Consider the following 12,804-nt stretch of genomic DNA (forward strand, 5'->3'; position numbering starts at 1 on the left):
TGCTGAACGAAGTGGCCACGATTGCTCCACAGCTTCGGTTGCAGCAAGGGCTATGCCGCGCGTAATCGAAACTCTTCCGCACAAATGCCCGTGGGAATTCAGCCGGGCCGTCGACATGTAAGCGCTACAAAAGCGCTGCAAGTCAGGCACGTTATGTCTCGTCAGGCAAATTAGTGATTCGTCGTCGTGTCGCTGGCGGCGCCAGTTTCCGGCGCTGTGTGCGTACCCGCAGCCGACGCCCGGGATTCTTTATCGCGCGCCATCTTGCTCCGGCACCGCTACTAAATAATCGGCGCACCGCCGGTGACCGCGATCGTCGCGCCCGAAATGTAGCTGGCTTCGTCGGATGCCAGCATCACATAAGCCGCAGCGAGTTCCGCAGGTTGTCCCGGCCGCTTCATCGGAACCTGCTCGCCGAATTTCTCGACCTTCTCGGGGGGCATGGTCGACGGTATCAGCGGTGTCCAGATCGGTCCGGGCGCCACGCAGTTCGCGCGAATTCCTTTCTCCGCGAGTAATTGCGCGAGTCCTCCAGTGAAGTTCTGGATCGCGCCCTTGGTGGTGGCGTAGGCAATGAGACCGGGATTGGGATGGTCGGCGTTGATCGACGAGGTGTTCACGATCGAAGCGCCAGGCTTCATATGTCTTACCGCGGCCCGTGTAATCCTGAACATCGCGCCGATATTGGTATCGAAGGTCTTATCCCATTCTTCGTCGCTGATTGCATCGAGCGACGGGTAGCTCATCTGATAAGCGGCGTTATTGACCAGTACGTCGAGCCGGCCGAATGCGGCGATCGCGCGGGCGACGATTTCGTTACAGTGATCCCGGTTCGTAATATCGCCGCGCAGCAGGACCGCTTTACGGCCAGCCGCTTCTACCCAGTGTGCGGTTTCACGGGCATCCTCGTCTTCGTCGAGATACGAAATCAGGACGTCGGCGCCTTCGCGCGCGAACGCAATCGCCACGGCACGGCCGATGCCGCTGTCCCCGCCCGTCACAATCGCTGCTTTGCCCGCGAGGCGCCCTGTGCCCTTGTACGAATGCTCACCGTGGTCGGGCTTTGGCGTCATCGGGCTCGTGTGCCCGGGAGTCCGGTCCTGCTGCTGTCTCGGGAACGGTGGTGCGGAACGTGATAGATCGCTCATGACTCTCCTCAATGCGGTTACATGCGCCGCCTTGGGACGAAAACCGGCGGCACATGACACATAGGCAGCAAACGGTAGACCTGGGGCGACCTGGGGCGGACATGTTTCTTGCTGCGTTGTCCAGTAGTGCGCTGAACCGTCCGCCAGGGCATCGCAAGCGCGTTTGATGGAGACCGATCATGAAGGTAAAACGCAATAGGACTTTGGTTATCCTGATTATTCTGGCAGCCACCGCACTCGCTGGATGCAAGAAAGCGGATGACACGAGCCGGAACGCCCTGAGTTCCGGCAGCAGCGGTGTGATGAGCAATTCGGCGGGGTTGAGCGGCACGCCCGGCAGCAGTAACGCCGCAAAGCGAGCCAGTGATGCCGCCGCGTCGAGCGGGGCGTCGGCGTCGGCGTCGGCGGCGCAATGAAAGCGTGGTTCGAGCGATCCGGTTCAGGTAATCCGCTCACGCCGCCGGATAAACCCGGCACGGCGTAAGCGGTCAATGACGGACTGGTCAGACACGCGAGGCGGCAGCGCTTTAGAGCTCGTCAGCACCAAGGGTTGGGTCGTTTTCCAGCGCTCCACGGCTCTCCAACCAATACGGCCGCCGGTTGTAGTAGCTATACGTCGATTCTCCCCATCTGGCGTCCGCCATTGTCGGCCAGTGATCCTTGTCGAAGCCGGGATCGTCCTTCAGCCGCTGTGCGGGAATATCGACGACGAAGCACTTCTCGTCGGTATCGAGCGTCAGCGCGCTCCACGGAATGGCGTGCAAGTTGGCGCCCATTCCGAGGAAGCCGCCTTCGGACAGCACCGCGTAAGCGATGCGTCCGTTTCTGACGTCAAGCATGATGTCCGAAATTTTCCCGACGTGTTCGCCGTCGGAGGACATAACCTTGTTTCCATCGAGCGTTGCTGCCGCCATAATTTCCGGTCCCGGTCCCTCGCCTACACCACTGCCGACAATGTCAGCGCCGGACTGGCTAACGCCTTGCGGGTTGATAGGGTTCATGGTCCACCTCCTCAAGAAAAGTACCGAAGGGGCGCGCAAGCGGTGTTCCCGAGTCGTTGGCCGATGTCCTCGCCGTGGAAATGCGGCTGGCTTGGCACGTGTACAAATCGTAATTCTTCCCCTCCGTCATGGGGCGAATCAGGCTGGCGCCGCCTCGCCGCGGCTCATACAGACGGTGCCGCTTCGTGGCCTGATTCGTGCTGCATTCTGTGCGACCCGGCAGGAGGCCACCATGAAAACACGCATTTTTACTTACGTCGAATGCCCATGCGGACATCGCGGCGCCGTCATCGAAAGTCTGGATATTGGCGATTTTCAAGGCCCGCAGTATCGGACGTGGCTGCGCGACCTGAACCATGCCGGCACCTACGAAGGCGTAGACCGGTTGTTCGCAAGGGCGAAGCCCGGCTGCCCGGCGTGCGGTCGAAGTCTCGGTCCGGAAAACGTCGTTGGACGCAGCGAACTGGAGGGCTCTGGCGCAGTGCTGCGGCCAAAGGAAGACAGCGCCGGCTGTATTAGCGCGTGAACATGGGCCCGCTTTTCGGGCGCTCTGGTAGGCCGTACTGGATTCGAACCAGTGACCAACGGATTAAAAGTCCGCTGCTCTACCAACTGAGCTAACGACCCCTGCTGCTTCTTGTTTCATTTGTACCGCGAACGGCGCGTCGTTGCCGTACCCTGGCCGTCGCAGTCTCGCGCCTTCCACAAACCGGCGGCGGCCATGAAACCGCCGCCGGTCTTCATGCGTCAGCTCGTCTGCACCTCGATCCGTCGCGGCCGGGCTTCGTCGCGACGCGGAATGGTCAGCTTCAGCACCCCATCCTGCAGGTTCGCGTCGATCTTCGATGTATCGAAGTCCGGACTCAGCGAGAAAGACCGCGCGAAATGCGGCTCACGGATTTCGGCGTGCTGCAGCCGTAGACCGGCGGGCGTCGGCACGACCGCTTCGGCCTCGATGTACAGATTGCCGTCGTGCACCTTCACGTCGAGTTTGTCCTTGGTGACGCCCGGCAGATCGGCCCACAGCGTAACGCCCTGGCTGTCCTCGAATATGTCGACGGCCGGCGTGAGCGTTATCCGGCGTGCCGGCCGGTCACCCTCGCGTCGTGTCACGGGATTCTGGTCGCGCTCAGCAACCTGAGTTCTGTCATTCATGGTTTGCTCCTCAAATCACAGGCGTTACTGGACGGTAATGGCACGTGGCCTGGACGCTTCGCGCTTGCCGACGGTAACCGACAGACAGCCGTTGGTATAGCGCGCCTGCACCCGCTCAGGATCGGCATTCTGCGGAAGCTCGATCACGCGCCGGAAACTGCCGGTAAAGCGCTCCTGTGCATAGGTGCGGGTATCGTCGCGCGTGTCGTCGTCGGCCACCACGCGGGCAGGCTTGCGCTCACCGCTGATGATCAGCAGACCCTTGTCGATCGAAACGTCGATGTCGGCCGCCTTGAGTCCGGGCGCGAACGCGACGATTTCGATCGCGTCGTCGGTCGCACCGATGTTCACTTGCGGAAAGGCCCCGAAACGGCCAGAGCGGATGCTGGACGGGAAGCCGCCGAACAGGCTGTCCATCTGCCGCTGCAGACGGTCAAACTCACTGAACAGGTCGGCGCCGGGAAAGAGATCACTCATCGTATCCTCCTTCGATTCAGCGAGGAGGCGAACGGGCCTACGCTCCAGTTCGCCTGCCAGCTTGCTGACAAACAAATCGAAACGCAGCGCGCCGGCTGTAACCGACGCATCTGCCTGAGCGAAATCAAAGATATAACTTGCGGTGAAAATTTCAAGAGGTGGTGCCGAAATTGCAGCGTGGAATGAGTTAGCCGCGACGCATGCGCCGACCCACTGCAGCGAGAGCGGGTCGTCGGTCTGCTCAGGCCCGCCGGTTCCCTGCTCATGGCCCCTGCCGGCGCGCGTTGCAATCTCCGCTGATGCGGTCGTTCACCTGCTGCACCGCACAAGCTGCTCGTCGCTTATCACCTTGCTTCGGGATCTTCGCAGCCACGTCCAACGAACGCTTGCGCGTCAGCGCCGCAGAAGACGCCCCCGGGCGGAACGCCGTTTGCTCACCTTACGAGAATTCCACGCAACAGGAGTTCATCATGTCGACCAGTAGAAACGAGCCGCACGATACCCGGCAAACCGCCGGTAAAAATCAGCCCTTGAAGGAACATCGTCCGGGCGTAAATAAAACCGAAGAGAAAATCGACGAGGCCGTCGAGAATACCTTTCCCGCCAGCGATCCGCCGTCGATGGGTGGCTCGACCCGAATAGATCCCGCGCAACCTGTCTCCCGCGAAACAGATCCGGGCGCGAGTTCACCGGCAGACACAATGCAAAACGCGCAGGACACACGGGAAAAACGCCACCATCCTCCGTCGGAGAACGGGCTCGAATCGTCGCAGGATAAGAATCCAATTCCTCAGGATTCGGTGCGAAAATAAATTGCCGCGCGTCGGGTCACGAAGGCGAAAGCGCGTCGCTCATGTATTTTTTCAATCGGAGAGCGACGCCCCGCTCTCCCTTCAGTACCTGCGCGGCCAGTGTGCGGCCTGACGATCTGATGAACAACCTTGGCAAATAAAGAGCCTACGCCGGTGGATCGTCCTCGCGGCCTTCAAGATCTCCCTCTGCCGGATCGATGATGCGATCGGGTTCGATATCGCCGCTATCCACTAGCGTCGAGTCGCCGTCGGCGGCGCGGCGTTCGCCGGTACCCGTCCGGTCGGTGTCACCACCGAGTTCGGCGTCACCAGTTTCGAGCGCGTGATTGTCTAACTCGGAATCGACATCGAACTCATGACGCTTCGCACCGGCGACATCGCTGCCGCTATCGGATGAATCGCTCGGGCCGAGTGTGCCCGTCGTTCCTGAAGTTTGCTTGACTGTGTGCTGCGGCTCTTCGTCGGGGTTCAGCGTGCTGCTCATGGCGCTCTCCTTGGTTTATCCGGAAACGGCAGTGAGAGTGTGAGCAAGGACTGTTCCGCTGTGGCATCGGTACCGACCTCCATAAGAACCAGCTTGACTGCCACGGTCGAGCACCACCAACGTAAAGGCATCTGCCCCGACGACGTCACGTGCGTTACTTAAAAAATAGCCCGCCACGGCGGCATGAGATCCTGGATGTGCCCGAGGGATTCCATCGCGCGTCGTAAAGTCCTACTGAACAGTCCGTGCCGGCATGCTGTTGTCTTCGGGGCGCATGGTCGGCATGTTCATACCGCCACTATCCCCCGTCTTGCTCATGCCGCCAGGAACCCGGTTCCACGGGCTCGATACGGGCTCGCTGTGGTACGTCATGCCTGCGGTTGCGGCACCGTGGGCGCCGCCGCTGCCATTGCCGCCGTTGCCGTTCCCTCCAGCTTGCGCAAGCGTCGCGGCACCCACACATAGCGATGCGATAGCGACACGTGCGAGCCGAGCTTTCATCGTCAACTTATCCATGGTGTTTCTCCTGTGATCCCGGCTCGTCCGTTAGCCGTGCCGAAGTCTCATATACCGCGAAAGGTCTGCCCGGCTGCGCCGCGGCAACGCGCAAGCAGGTGCCCGCTCAGGGACGGAGCAGAGATGGACCACGTCCAGGAGCGATGCATGCGTATGAGTCGAGGCTGGCCAGCAAAAATGACTGCGATGTGCCGATTTTTGAGCCTCAGACTCTGCGTACTGTCTGCACTACTTCGGCATCAGAACCTTGTCGACGACCATGATGACGCCGTTGCTCTGGGTAACGTCGTAGGTTGAAATATCAGCAGTGTGGCCACCTGCATCCGTCACTACGATATTGTGCGGACCGTTCTCTGTGAATGTCAGCGGCTCACCATTGACCGTTTTCAGTTCGGCCTTGCCGCCGCCGGCCTTGATGGCCTGGTCGAGCTTGCGGAAGTCGTAGCGCCCAGGAATGACGTGATACGTCAGGATGCTGGTCAGCATCCCCTTGTTTTCAGGTTTGACGAGCGTATCGACCGTGCCAGCGGGTAACGCAGCAAACGCTTCGTTAGTGGGTGCGAACACCGTAAACGGTCCGGGGCTCTTTAAAGTGTCGACGAGGCCTGCCGCTTTGACCGCGGCGACGAGCGTGGTGTGGTCGGCCGAGTTGACTGCATTGTCCACGATGTCCTTGTTTGGATACATGGCCTGGCCGCCGACCATGACCGTATCGCTGGCCGCATAGGCGCTAGAGACGACTACCGACAAGGCGACAACGACGAATATAGGTTTGCACTTCATGATGGACTTCCCCTGAGTCGCCAGGCGTAATTGCGTGGCTCTGACCGCATATACGGGGAATACGCGCGCCTGGATTCAAAAGCGGCCTGCATCCAGCGATACCGTTTTCACGGACAGCCGGCTGCAGTGCCTCTGGCACGTCGCTATCGACTCATTTGATTAGGAGGATGTACGAACAGCAATCTCATCCTCTCAGCCCGTCGGGCAAAAAGATATCCTCGGACGGACGAGCTAGTGCTGCGTTTTCCTCAGCATCGAGGTATCGTAGCCGAGCGCCGCAACCCGGCTTACCAGTTCGGCACCCAGCGTCGGGTCGGGCTGCGCGGCACGCGTGAGAATCCACAAATAGCGGCCACTGGGCTCGCCGACAATCGACCAGCTATAGTCGTCCGCATGGTCCAGCACCCAGTAATTCCCCACATAGAAAGGTCCGAAGAACGACACTCTGAGTTTGGCGTTTGCCGAATCCGGCACGATCTTCGCACGCCCCTCCGACACGCGTAGCGGTCCGTCTATACCTCCATCGCGACAGCTGTTCGTTACGGCAATCAGGCCATCGTTGCGTTTCGCGTACTCGGCGCTCACGCTTTCGCAACCCTTCTCGAACCGGTTTTCATAGCGCGCAAACTCATACCACCGGCCGGTGTAGCGATCCAGATCCACCGGCCTCGCGGGCTCAGGAACCTGCGCATTGCCACTCTTGCCGCCTGTCAGCGATGCACAAGCTGCCAATAGCCCAAGCGCGGAGACAGCGAGGATCGTTGCGGCGATACCTATCGGGCGCCGCTCTTTCGGCAGTGGCGACGGAGTTTGCGTTTCTGGTTGACGCATCGAAATAGCCTTCGATCCGGTTTTCATAAGTCAAGCCCCCCTGGTTAGATCAGGCCAGCCATGCAGTGGACCGCATCACCATTCCCTGATGCGAACATAGGCACGCTATGGCGGCGAGCGATCGGGTCAGTCATCGTGCCGCTGCTGCATGAGACGTTCCTCGTGCGCGATGTGCGCGAGCGCGGACTCGAACATCGCGAGGGCGCGGTTGGCTACGTCGCCAAGATTCCGGTGTAGCAATGCGTCCTCGGCAGAGCGCGATTCGCACTCGTCACTGTATTTTTCGAAGGCCGAGAGTTTCATGATGAGTTCGACAAGGTGCCGTGGACATTCGCACGCAATCGTTGACGAGCGGGTGGCCATCCGGGTCAGCATCTGATCGTCGAAGCGGCGTGCTGCACGCAGCCAGAGACTGTCGGGCGATGCCGCGCCCCAGCCTCGTGCGGCGCGGACCAGCTCTTCGAGCACTTGCCGCCACTCGATACGGCTGTCGGGTTCGCGGTAAAGACGCACACCGGATAACCGCAACATCTGGATGGCCCGCCCCGTACCGAACCCATAAGCTACTGCGATTGCCTTCGCCTGACACGTTTCGCCCAGACTCAGGACTTGCGATGCCACATCTTCGTGCAGCGAGGCAACCGACACCAGGAGGATGTCGGAGGCCTTATTGGCCAGCTTCGAACTCGCCTCATCCAGGCTCGCAAAGCGCTCGCAACTAACTACGCCTGCTTCTGAAAGATCGACATCGTCCGACTCGATGCGCCGCAAATAGGCGTCGCCGATGACCGCGAGCGTAATGCCCAGGCGAGGCGGCGTTGTGCCCGGCGCCACCTCGGCGAACTCCCTGCCGGAGCGGCCGAGCGCGAGCTGTTCGAGCTGTATCCAATCTAGCTTCGCGATAGCGCCGATTGCATGGCCGCGCTCAACGAGGCTCTTGATCAGCAACAGCCTGCGCACGTCGTCTTCCGAGTACAGGCGCTGCCCCGATTCGCTCCTGGGCGGCGCCACGACACCATAACGGCGCTCCCAGATACGCAGCGTGGTGACGGGCATCTTTGCCAGCCGCGCCGCGTCTCCGCTGCGGTAACGCTTCTGGGTCTTGTCATCTGTCGCAAAAGCCACTGCAGCTCCTTTCTCTTACCGTCCGTATCGGAATGATAGACGACATATGAGACATAGTGAGTCGGCAATGAGCAGCACACCGAGTCACTGACACTGTTCATTCTGTGCTATACGATATGTATGGGTCAGCCTTGACTCGGAACGCTCGGAACACTCGGAACCAGACCTGAAGCACCATGAATTCGCTGAATTGGGGTCCGCACGTTACTCGCTACAGTGACGAGGTAAAATCCCGCGTCTTAGCAGACGCGCGCGTTTTTGCACCGGTGCGATCCTTCAGGCACACGGATTGCTCACCCTTGTCAGTTGGCCTGCGCTCGCATCGACTCACCGGCCCCAGTTTGAACCTTCGAGCACGATTGAAAATGACACATCAAACATCTATGACATCGGACCAGTCGAACGTCGAAACGGGCGTCCCTGGTCTCGACGTTATCCTGGGTGGAGGTCTGAACCGCGGAGCGCTGTATCTGATTGAAGGCATGGCGGGCGCGGGCAAAACAATCCTGTCTAGCCAGATCGGTTTCCATCGCGTGCTGCAGGGCGAAAAGGTGCTGTATATGACCCTGATCGCTGAATCGCACGACAAGCTTCTTGCACACCTGAGCGGTCTGAATTTTTTTGACGCACAGGCAGTCGCGGAGAAGATGTTCTTCGTCTCGGGCTATCACGCGCTCATGCAGGGCGGGCTGGATGGCTTCCTGAAGCAGGTGGCCTCGAGCCTTCACCAGTATCGTCCAAGTCTTCTGATCATTGACGGGTTCCGCAGCGCGCGGGAGTTTAGCGAGACGGATCTCTCACTGTCCAAATTCATCCATGAGTTGAACGCGCTGGTTGCCGCGATGAACTGCACGACATTGCTGCTGGCGCCTCTGTCAGGCAACGAACCGCATCCCGAGCACACGCTTGTGGACGGCCTGATCGAACTCAACCGCTACAGCGACGGTATGCGCCGGACCCGCGAAATCGAAGTCCACAAGATGCGCGCCCGCGATCATTTATTGGGCAAGCATTTCTTCCGGATCACAGACAGCGGGCACGTCATGTTTCCGAGGCTGGAAGCACGATGCGCAACGCAACCGGGGCCGGCGGACCTCAAGGCGCGCCTCGGATCGGGTATCCCACGCCTTGACGAGTTGCTTGGCGGAGGGTTTATCAAGGGCTCCACGACTACGCTGATGGGTGCAACCGGAATCGGTAAGACACTCCTTGGGCTTCAGTTCCTGGCGGCCGGCGCCAAACGCGGCGAGAAGTCCGTCTACCTCGGCTTTTATGAGTCGCCACAACGACTGATCGGCAAGGCCGAGTCCGTTTCAATCCCGCTTCAGCAAGCCTGCGACAGTGGGCTTCTGACCATCCAGTGGCAACCTGCCATTGAACTGGCGATAGACGAACTCGCAGCCGTTGCTCTCGCGACGGTGAAGCGAACCGGCGCAACGAGGCTGGTGCTCGACGGCATAGAAGGGTTCCGTGATTCCGCCATGCGCACAGGCCGGTTCGGTCTGTTTCTGAACGCATTGACGCATCAGTTGCGCGAAGCGGGAGTCACTACTCTTCTTACGGAGGAAGTACCGTTTTACTCCGATCCTGCCGCGACTCGCGGGATACGCCTGTCAGCCATGACCGAGAATCTCATTCTGTTGCGCTATGCCGAAACGGACACCGGGCTGCATCGGATGATTTCCGTGGTCAAGCAACGGGAAAGCATGCACGACTCTTCGCTTCGGGAGCTCGTCGTGTCCGAGAAAGGCCTCGATATCATCGACGCCTTTCCGGGCGCGGCAGATGTGCTCGCCGGTCGCGGGCGTGCCTCGGGAACACTTGGCCGGTTCCACAGCTGACGCCCATGAAAACAATCATGGTAGTGGACGACGAGTTCGATCTCCTGACTGTCTGGAGCCTCCTGCTCGAACAGGTCGGCTACACCGTCGTGACCGCGCCAAATGGAGCGGCCGCGCTCGAACTGGCGAGGAAGAGCAAGCCGGACCTCATCCTCAGCGACTGCATGATGCCGATCATGTCAGGTCCGCAGTTGTGCGCGGCGCTTTTCGAGGACCCGGAGTTGCGGTCAATTCCTGTCATCCTGTGCAGCGCAGCCGCCGATATACCGGTGCAACCCAATCCGGTCATTGAATATTGCCGCAAACCTCTATCGATCGACACACTACTGCCGATCATTCAGAGAATGCTGCCTGAGGCGTAAGCGGGCAGCAAGGGAACGGGCCGGCCTCCAGCGCCGCGACAGAGACGAGCGGCCCGGCGTGAACGCGCATTGACACGCTTCGACGCATCGGTCGAATCACTGGATTGGGGTTGCCGCGCCAATCTTCTGCGCCAGCAACCGCTCGTAAGTGCCAAAACTCAAGTCCACCTCGTCCTGGGAAACAATGTTAACCGTCAACGCCACCTGTTCGGCGGTGAGACCGAGGACCGTGGCGAGTGCGACCTCGATCGGCCCGGCACACGCGCGGTCTTCCGCGATGGTCGTGCCCACGGCAATGTCATACGCGCCGTCCTGATCGCGCAACACGACTTCGATGAGGCGCGCCCGCGCGCTCATATTGCTTTCGATGGCTAACCGCGCGACCTCGGCCACAACGCGCAGCCGCTCGGTCGGAAAGCCACGAGTCGCATGCAGTCGGACACGGTGTTTGCCAAGCGTTATCCAGTCTGTGTCGAATTCCATGTTGCCTCCCAGAAGAATCTGCGGCGCTCAAATAGGGGCGCCCGCCGGGCGTTTCAATATATTCGAATCCATATATTCAGACTCAATCAATATTGGAAATGCTGAAGTTGAAAGTCTTCATCAAGCGCCTATTTTTGGCTCGCAAAACCCACTGCGCGATGCTCCCAGGAAGTCATTGGGGAAGGAGGTTTGTCCAACCGCCGCAGTGGGAAGACAACTTTGATGAGCTCGCACGACAGGAGATGAATTATGAGTGACTTCTACTTTGGCAACGACCTGTTCGGGGAACTCGATCGTCTGCAACGGCAGATGTCGGCGCTGTTCGGCAACCTTCCATCGAGCATCCGCTCGAGCCGCACAGACGCATTTCCTCCTCTGAATATAGGCAGCACCGACGACTCGATCAACATCGTCGCGTTCGCACCCGGCATTGACCCGGCTGCGCTCGACGTGACCGTCGACAAAGGCACGCTGACCATTGCGGGTGAGCGCAAGGCGCCTGAACTGTCCGCGGCGAGCGAAACCCGCTCTTACGCGAAGGAGCGCTTTTTCGGCAAGTTCCGCCGCGTCGTCGAACTGCCGCAGAACGCCGATCCGGACAAGGTCGTGGCCGGCTATTCGAACGGTTGCCTGACCATTCAGATCGGCAAGCGCGAGGCCTCGAAGCCGCGCTCCATCACCATTCAGTAAAGCGGAGGAACTCATGAACGAAACGACCCAAATCGCCCAACGCGACACCGGCGAGGTCGCTCGCCGCAACGAAAGCAACGCCCGCAGGCTCTCCCTCGCGCCGGCTGTGGACATCATCGAGGACAGTCACGGCATCACCCTGTGGGCCGACCTGCCGGGCGTGCCGCGCGAGCGGCTCGACGTGAAGGTGCACGACGGAAGACTTTACATCGAGGCAGAGGCCGTGGTGCCCACGCCCAGCGACCTGAGGCTGCACCATTCAGAGATTCGCGCGCCGCATTTCGCGCGAGTCTTCACGTTGAGCGACGACTTCGACACGTCGCAGGTGGACGCAAATCTGCATGACGGCGTGCTGAAACTCAGCATCCCGCGTCGTGAAGAGGCACGTCCGCGCCGCATCGAAGTGCGAGCGGATTGATGCCGATCTGAACGCCGGCGGCCCGCGACGAGGCGAGCTAAGCTCCTAACCCGTGCGCGCGGCCGTCCGGCTAGTCCGTAGGGACATGAACCCCGTCCCAGCGCCGTGCCAACGCCAGCATCAACGGCATCAGTACGGCCCAACCCACGCTCAGGGCGAACAATGACAGCACCGGATCGCCAAAGCGAACCGCGCCAAGCGCCGCACCCGCGCGAAACGACAGCGGGCCGGCCAGCGCGCCGACCATGGCGGCCAGAAAAAGCCGCCTCTTAAGCCAGCCGAACAGCACATTGAATTGGACTGCGAACAGAGCCCACAGGGCGAGCAGCCACCATGGGGCCGTGCCGCCAATCAGCGCGCCGCCCGGATAAACGAGCAGGCCACTCGCGACCAGCAGACTTTCCCATAGCGCACCGATCAGCACAGCCGTGGCGACCAGCTTCAGTTCGGGCACTGGCGCGGCGACACGCGTGGCGTGCCAAACGACCGTAGCCAGCACGAACGCGCCGCCGATCCACGCTACTCCCCTTGCGGCACTCAACACGCAGACAAACCAGCCCGCCTGACCGACAACAAAGTAGAGCCACACCCTGGGCGCTATCGGGCGCGGGGTATTTGAGGGAGACGGGCCCGGAGGAGCTGAGGACGACATGCGTTGAGGTTCGTGGATTCCTTAAT

The 12,804-nt window shown here is 60.5% G+C and carries 17 protein-coding genes, 1 tRNA gene and 1 pseudogene; 7 read left to right on the forward strand and 12 right to left on the reverse strand.

Features of this window, described 5'->3' with window-relative positions; genetic code table 11:
- Positions 1-281: 281 nt before the first annotated feature.
- Positions 282-1,148, reverse strand: a complete 867-nt coding sequence (locus tag HWX91_RS12840; RefSeq protein WP_028194114.1) for a glucose 1-dehydrogenase — start codon at positions 1,146-1,148, stop codon at positions 282-284.
- Between the two features lie 179 nt (positions 1,149-1,327).
- Between HWX91_RS12840 and HWX91_RS12845 the strand changes: the two genes are divergently transcribed.
- Positions 1,328-1,564, forward strand: a complete 237-nt coding sequence (locus HWX91_RS12845; RefSeq protein WP_042273638.1) for a hypothetical protein — start codon at positions 1,328-1,330, stop codon at positions 1,562-1,564.
- A gap of 111 nt (positions 1,565-1,675) precedes the next feature.
- On the opposite strand, the gene HWX91_RS12850 is transcribed toward HWX91_RS12845, so the two are convergent.
- Complete coding sequence (locus HWX91_RS12850) at positions 1,676-2,149, reverse strand: PRC-barrel domain-containing protein (RefSeq protein WP_028194116.1); 474 nt, start codon at positions 2,147-2,149, stop codon at positions 1,676-1,678.
- Between the two features lie 232 nt (positions 2,150-2,381).
- Between HWX91_RS12850 and HWX91_RS12855 the strand changes: the two genes are divergently transcribed.
- Positions 2,382-2,675 (forward strand): hypothetical protein, encoded by a 294-nt coding sequence (locus HWX91_RS12855; RefSeq protein ID WP_028194117.1) that lies wholly within the window; start codon positions 2,382-2,384, stop codon positions 2,673-2,675.
- A gap of 25 nt (positions 2,676-2,700) precedes the next feature.
- Here the strand turns inward: HWX91_RS12855 and HWX91_RS12860 are convergent.
- The 3 genes from HWX91_RS12860 to HWX91_RS12870 all read right to left on the reverse strand — a co-directional run bounded on the left by HWX91_RS12860 (position 2,701) and on the right by HWX91_RS12870 (position 3,781).
- Positions 2,701-2,776, reverse strand: a tRNA-Lys gene (locus HWX91_RS12860).
- Positions 2,777-2,896: 120 nt separating this feature from the next.
- Positions 2,897-3,304, reverse strand: coding sequence for an Hsp20/alpha crystallin family protein (locus HWX91_RS12865; protein WP_028194118.1), 408 nt, complete (start codon positions 3,302-3,304; stop codon positions 2,897-2,899).
- Between the two features lie 24 nt (positions 3,305-3,328).
- Positions 3,329-3,781, reverse strand: coding sequence for an Hsp20/alpha crystallin family protein (locus tag HWX91_RS12870; protein ID WP_028194119.1), 453 nt, complete (start codon positions 3,779-3,781; stop codon positions 3,329-3,331).
- 470 nt (positions 3,782-4,251) lie between these two features.
- On the opposite strand from HWX91_RS12870, the pseudogene HWX91_RS41300 reads away from it, so the two are divergent.
- Positions 4,252-4,437, forward strand: a pseudogene (locus HWX91_RS41300) (hypothetical protein); the annotation flags it as partial.
- A 301-nt stretch (positions 4,438-4,738) separates the two neighbouring features.
- On the opposite strand, the gene HWX91_RS12880 reads toward HWX91_RS41300, so the two are convergent.
- From HWX91_RS12880 to HWX91_RS12900, 5 genes are all read right to left on the reverse strand, one after another.
- The gene (locus tag HWX91_RS12880; protein ID WP_028194120.1) at positions 4,739-5,077 is read right to left on the reverse strand and encodes a hypothetical protein; all 339 of its coding nucleotides are present in this window, start codon (positions 5,075-5,077) and stop codon (positions 4,739-4,741) included.
- Between the two features lie 231 nt (positions 5,078-5,308).
- Positions 5,309-5,593, reverse strand: a complete 285-nt coding sequence (locus HWX91_RS12885) for a hypothetical protein (RefSeq protein ID WP_028194121.1) — start codon at positions 5,591-5,593, stop codon at positions 5,309-5,311.
- A 228-nt stretch (positions 5,594-5,821) separates the two neighbouring features.
- Positions 5,822-6,376, reverse strand: a complete 555-nt coding sequence (locus HWX91_RS12890; RefSeq protein WP_028194122.1) for a fasciclin domain-containing protein — start codon at positions 6,374-6,376, stop codon at positions 5,822-5,824.
- A 231-nt stretch (positions 6,377-6,607) separates the two neighbouring features.
- The gene (locus HWX91_RS12895; protein WP_081832900.1) at positions 6,608-7,207 is read right to left on the reverse strand and encodes a lipocalin family protein; all 600 of its coding nucleotides are present in this window, start codon (positions 7,205-7,207) and stop codon (positions 6,608-6,610) included.
- A 126-nt stretch (positions 7,208-7,333) separates the two neighbouring features.
- Positions 7,334-8,332, reverse strand: a complete 999-nt coding sequence (locus tag HWX91_RS12900) for a MerR family transcriptional regulator (protein WP_028194124.1) — start codon at positions 8,330-8,332, stop codon at positions 7,334-7,336.
- A gap of 365 nt (positions 8,333-8,697) precedes the next feature.
- Here HWX91_RS12900 and HWX91_RS12905 point away from each other — a divergent pair, with 365 nt between their 5' ends.
- Both HWX91_RS12905 and HWX91_RS12910 read left to right on the forward strand, forming a co-directional pair.
- A complete protein-coding gene (locus HWX91_RS12905) occupies positions 8,698-10,173 on the forward strand; it encodes an ATPase domain-containing protein (protein WP_028194125.1) in 1,476 nt (491 codons plus the stop codon).
- A 5-nt stretch (positions 10,174-10,178) separates the two neighbouring features.
- Positions 10,179-10,535, forward strand: a complete 357-nt coding sequence (locus HWX91_RS12910) for a response regulator (protein ID WP_028194126.1) — start codon at positions 10,179-10,181, stop codon at positions 10,533-10,535.
- Positions 10,536-10,631: 96 nt separating this feature from the next.
- On the opposite strand, the gene HWX91_RS12915 is transcribed toward HWX91_RS12910, so the two are convergent.
- Positions 10,632-11,018: a hypothetical protein gene (locus tag HWX91_RS12915; protein ID WP_028194127.1), complete on the reverse strand. Its 387-nt coding sequence runs from the start codon at positions 11,016-11,018 to the stop codon at positions 10,632-10,634.
- Positions 11,019-11,267: 249 nt separating this feature from the next.
- On the opposite strand from HWX91_RS12915, the gene HWX91_RS12920 reads away from it, so the two are divergent.
- Positions 11,268-11,708, forward strand: coding sequence for an Hsp20/alpha crystallin family protein (locus HWX91_RS12920; RefSeq protein WP_028194128.1), 441 nt, complete (start codon positions 11,268-11,270; stop codon positions 11,706-11,708).
- A gap of 13 nt (positions 11,709-11,721) precedes the next feature.
- Positions 11,722-12,126, forward strand: a complete 405-nt coding sequence (locus tag HWX91_RS12925; protein ID WP_028194129.1) for an Hsp20/alpha crystallin family protein — start codon at positions 11,722-11,724, stop codon at positions 12,124-12,126.
- Positions 12,127-12,196: 70 nt separating this feature from the next.
- Here HWX91_RS12925 and HWX91_RS12930 read toward each other — a convergent pair whose 3' ends face one another.
- Positions 12,197-12,715, reverse strand: a complete 519-nt coding sequence (locus tag HWX91_RS12930) for a DUF2878 domain-containing protein (RefSeq protein WP_028194130.1) — start codon at positions 12,713-12,715, stop codon at positions 12,197-12,199.
- Between the last annotated feature and the right edge of the window lie 89 nt (positions 12,716-12,804).

It is taken from the genome of Paraburkholderia fungorum, from assembly GCF_902833645.1.
GTDB classification, from domain to species: domain Bacteria; phylum Pseudomonadota; class Gammaproteobacteria; order Burkholderiales; family Burkholderiaceae; genus Paraburkholderia; species Paraburkholderia fungorum.

Coding starts and splice junctions, on each gene's coding strand:
- HWX91_RS12910 (WP_028194126.1), top strand. CDS start 10,179: ATGAAAACAATCATGGTAGTGGACGACGAGTTCGATCTCCTGACTGTC.
- HWX91_RS12870 (WP_028194119.1), bottom strand. CDS start 3,781: ATGAGTGATCTCTTTCCCGGCGCCGACCTGTTCAGTGAGTTTGACCGT.
- HWX91_RS12885 (WP_028194121.1), bottom strand. CDS start 5,593: ATGGATAAGTTGACGATGAAAGCTCGGCTCGCACGTGTCGCTATCGCA.
- HWX91_RS12840 (WP_028194114.1), bottom strand. CDS start 1,148: ATGAGCGATCTATCACGTTCCGCACCACCGTTCCCGAGACAGCAGCAG.
- HWX91_RS12890 (WP_028194122.1), bottom strand. CDS start 6,376: ATGAAGTGCAAACCTATATTCGTCGTTGTCGCCTTGTCGGTAGTCGTC.
- HWX91_RS12925 (WP_028194129.1), top strand. CDS start 11,722: ATGAACGAAACGACCCAAATCGCCCAACGCGACACCGGCGAGGTCGCT.
- HWX91_RS12880 (WP_028194120.1), bottom strand. CDS start 5,077: ATGAGCAGCACGCTGAACCCCGACGAAGAGCCGCAGCACACAGTCAAG.
- HWX91_RS12845 (WP_042273638.1), top strand. CDS start 1,328: ATGAAGGTAAAACGCAATAGGACTTTGGTTATCCTGATTATTCTGGCA.
- HWX91_RS12865 (WP_028194118.1), bottom strand. CDS start 3,304: ATGAATGACAGAACTCAGGTTGCTGAGCGCGACCAGAATCCCGTGACA.
- HWX91_RS12915 (WP_028194127.1), bottom strand. CDS start 11,018: ATGGAATTCGACACAGACTGGATAACGCTTGGCAAACACCGTGTCCGA.
- HWX91_RS12855 (WP_028194117.1), top strand. CDS start 2,382: ATGAAAACACGCATTTTTACTTACGTCGAATGCCCATGCGGACATCGC.
- HWX91_RS12905 (WP_028194125.1), top strand. CDS start 8,698: ATGACACATCAAACATCTATGACATCGGACCAGTCGAACGTCGAAACG.
- HWX91_RS12920 (WP_028194128.1), top strand. CDS start 11,268: ATGAGTGACTTCTACTTTGGCAACGACCTGTTCGGGGAACTCGATCGT.
- HWX91_RS12850 (WP_028194116.1), bottom strand. CDS start 2,149: ATGAACCCTATCAACCCGCAAGGCGTTAGCCAGTCCGGCGCTGACATT.
- HWX91_RS12895 (WP_081832900.1), bottom strand. CDS start 7,207: ATGCGTCAACCAGAAACGCAAACTCCGTCGCCACTGCCGAAAGAGCGG.